4 protein-coding genes are annotated in these 3,357 nt (G+C 50.0%); all 4 read left to right on the plus strand.

Translation table 11 applies throughout. The features are described from left to right. Nucleotides 1–278: 278 nt before the first annotated feature. The 4 genes from DES49_RS15365 (at nucleotide 279) to DES49_RS15850 (ending at nucleotide 3,138) form a co-directional block, all read left to right on the plus strand. Nucleotides 279–689 (plus strand): hypothetical protein, encoded by a 411-nt coding sequence (locus DES49_RS15365; protein ID WP_133737322.1) that lies wholly within the window; start codon nucleotides 279–281, stop codon nucleotides 687–689. Between the two features lie 104 nt (nucleotides 690–793). Continuing rightward, nucleotides 794–1,315, plus strand: coding sequence for a hypothetical protein (locus DES49_RS15370; protein ID WP_133737323.1), 522 nt, complete (start codon nucleotides 794–796; stop codon nucleotides 1,313–1,315). A gap of 142 nt (nucleotides 1,316–1,457) precedes the next feature. Continuing rightward, entirely contained in the window at nucleotides 1,458–2,546 is a 1,089-nt protein-coding gene (locus DES49_RS15375; RefSeq protein WP_133737324.1) for an IS630 family transposase, read from the plus strand. 214 nt (nucleotides 2,547–2,760) lie between these two features. Continuing rightward, nucleotides 2,761–3,138 (plus strand): DUF3592 domain-containing protein, encoded by a 378-nt coding sequence (locus DES49_RS15850; protein WP_424955242.1) that lies wholly within the window; start codon nucleotides 2,761–2,763, stop codon nucleotides 3,136–3,138. Nucleotides 3,139–3,357: the final 219 nt, after the last annotated feature.

Here is a 3,357-nt window from a genome sequence, read left to right on the forward strand (position 1 = left end):
GAATAGCGGTTGCGCTTTTGCTTGCTCATCTCGGATCACCTCATAAGCGGATTGTACTCGCTTAACGCGGTGTCCAGAATCAGTGGGGCGGATCAGTTGAGCCTGGCAAAGCGGGGCCAATATCTCACTTTTCTAAAAATCACAGTATGGATGATGAGGTCTATATGCTGGCCGCTCAGAACCCAAATTGGCCCAGCAAAACTGGTGAAGAATCAGGTGATAACCGGGGCAATAATCGGCTCTGAGAACTCGGCCATAACAAGGCCAGGCACGGCGACGTGGACTACATTGCGGCTTCGCCTCCATTTCGTAGCCGCGCATGCTGGCTGGCGTTATGCAGTAAGGAAGAAAGATTGTTTGGAAAACTAAAACGCTCCGATAGAACTGAAATTCTGATCCTAGCTCTTGCCGTACTTTGGGTCGCCGGTTCACTCGTCGCGTCTCTAGTGCACCCGGAGGGTGAATGGTTCTGCCGCTCTGGAGCAGTAATGGTTCTGCTGTCTTTATTTGTTGAGTTTCGAATTGGAAAAGCGCAACAGTCAAAAACCTCCTCTGCTTCGGTGGCCGCTGGCTTGGGGGTGCCCATGGGCAGTCAGCTACCGATTATTAAGCAGCGCATTGCCAAAGCAGCCCTCTGGTTTGCTGTTCTGGGGACTCTGATATGGGGTTACGGTGATCTACTTGCATAACAAGTCAATTAAGTTCGTTCCCGGCCTTGCGGCCGTCCACCGGACGCCCCTGTCGGGACGCCGCTTATTTCTGCGTTATGTGTAAAAGGCACTCAAGATAAACGATGTATCGCCGCCTACTAATACCGGTTATCTTTATCGGGGGATTGATTGTTTTGAACAATTATTACTCCTTGGCGGTAACGATATATGCAGGGGCCGCAGTTATATTAAGTCGAACAATTTATGTGTTGTCTCGTAAGGCTGGCAGAGATCGAATTTTCGGGTTGCTCTTCTGGAACAGGATTCTGGCTGAGTGTGAGGATTACTCTGAACTGCCAGAGCATCCGATAACAGGAACAGGGAAGATCAATGATTTCGTGTATCGTTTCGGGGTTTATATTGGTAAAGAGGGTATATTTGTAAGCAATTTATCTTCAGTTAGGAAGAGAAAAATACTGATTTTCTGGTATAAAATAGAACGTATTGAAGTTTGGAGGCGCAAGGGATGTGCTATTGAGCACGCTACGGTGATCTTGAAAAGCGGAAATAACTTTAAAGAAATAATTTTGCCTTGGTGTATTGATTATAATGATGTTGTCCCGAGCTATATTGGGGTGAGTGGGCTTAAAAAAGCGAGTGAATAGATAATATCAATTACCTATTTTCAGTGAGTGCTACCCGGTGACGTTTGTTGCCGGATGCACATAACTAGTGTTCTGTCCGGGTAATTAATGAACCTACTATGTTATAATAAATCGTCCTTTTCACCCAGCAAGGAATAGCATAGTGGCCCGGCAACCAGCATCTTTTGAACTCCCAGTTAATGACCAACTTGAATTGGAGAGTTGGCTGCGAAAAAGCACGCTCAGTCAAAACTTGGTCCAGCGGGCCCGGATTCTTCTGTCATTAAATGACGGCCTGTCACCGAAGCAGGTCACCGACGCATTGGGCGTAGGGAAACCGACGGTATTCAAGTGGCGAAAGCGCTACCTCGAACAGGGGCTGCAGGGCCTTAACGATGCGCCAAGACCGGGACAGCCGAGAAAGCTGGATCAAAAGACGGTTAAAACCATTCTGGAAGATACTGTCCATAAGCTGCCCCGTGAATCCACCCATTGGAGTGTGCGCCTGATGGCTGAATATGCCGGCGTCTCACGCTGGCAGGTCCACCAGATCTGGCAAGCGGCGGATCTCAAGCCACACCGCCTGAAAACCTTTAAAATCAGCAACGATCCAGACTTTGCTGAAAAGGTATTCGATGTCGTTGGCCTCTATCTCAATCCGCCGGATAACGCATTGGTGCTGTCGGTGGATGAGAAGACGCAGATCCAGGCCCTGGACCGCACACAACCCAAGCTTCAGCTTCGCCCTGGTCAGGTCGAACGCCGCACTCATGACTACAAGCGTCACGGAACGACCAGCCTCTATGCAGCGTTGAACATTCTTAACGGTGAGGTGATTGGCCGGATTACCCAGCGCCACCGGGCCAAGGAATTCCTCGACTTTCTAAAGCAGATCGACCGCCAGACGCCAAGTGACCAAGACCTTCACCTGATTCTCGATAACAGCTCAACTCATAAAACGGCTGAAGTGAAGGCGTGGCTGGAGAAGCATCCACGGTTTAAGCTCCACTTCACCCCGACCAGTGCTTCCTGGCTGAATGCCGTCGAGGGCTGGTTCGCTCAGCTTGAACGACGTGCCCTTTATCGTGGCATTTTCACCAGCGTCCACGAATTGAAATCGGCCATTCGGCGTTATATCAAAACGCACAATGAGAGACTGGCCAAACCGTTCCAATGGCACAAAAGCGCCGAGTCCATTATGACTTCCGTGGAACATGCAAAGCTGAGCGCTATTGATAATGAAAATCGGTAAACGAATTACCCAGACAGAACACTAGTCACGCCACGCGGACGCGCTAAAGCGCGCCGGTGCGCTTTGCCGTTAGGCGCATAGAAACAAGTAGGTTGGCCGGTGGCGTGCAGGACAGGACGAGAGGCAGGTGTCGATGGAAAACTTCTTTAGCAGCTTGGTGTTCGTAGCTATTGTCCTTTTCTTTGCTTATATCTTCTATATCGGCCTAAGTTTCATGGTGTTTGGCTTGCTTAGCCCGAATTGGCCAACTGTCACGGGGCGCGTTTTAGAGGCAAAAATACGGACAGGCAGAACAAATGGAGGTAGTGGTAAAAAGGTTTACTGTCCGAAAGTTAGATATCAATATCGGGCAAATGGCATGCCGAGGACTGGGAGCCGAGTCTCGTTCGGGAAGTACGGAACACAGTGGAACAGTACTGCGAATCGGGATCTGGTAAATGAGCGTCTTGACCAATACCAGCCCGGAGAGGAGTTAACTGTTTATTATTGCCCTCAGCTCCCATTCGTGAGTGTTTTGGATCCAGGGTTTAGTTGGGTTAGCGTCTTCTTAGCTGTATGGGGAGGTGGCATGGTTTACGGCTTTCTCTCTTGATTTATTGGCGGTGTCGCTATCTATGATACGGAATTCCAATGGTGTCGCCTAACAAGTCAATTAAGTTCGTTCCCGGCCTGGCGGCCGTCCACCGGACGCCCCTGTCGGGGCGCCGCTTATTTCTGCGTTGAGACTGTAGAAAAACCCCCGATTTGATAGGCTGGCACCGAGCAACAAGGAGCCGTTCGCATGCCCCGATTCAAGCCCTACAACTACGAC

The organism is Halospina denitrificans (assembly GCF_004364635.1).
GTDB classification, from domain to species: Bacteria; Pseudomonadota; Gammaproteobacteria; order Pseudomonadales; family Oleiphilaceae; genus Halospina; species Halospina denitrificans.

Coding starts and splice junctions, on each gene's coding strand:
- DES49_RS15850 (WP_424955242.1), top strand. CDS start 2,761: ATGGTGTTTGGCTTGCTTAGCCCGAATTGGCCAACTGTCACGGGGCGC.
- DES49_RS15370 (WP_133737323.1), top strand. CDS start 794: ATGTATCGCCGCCTACTAATACCGGTTATCTTTATCGGGGGATTGATT.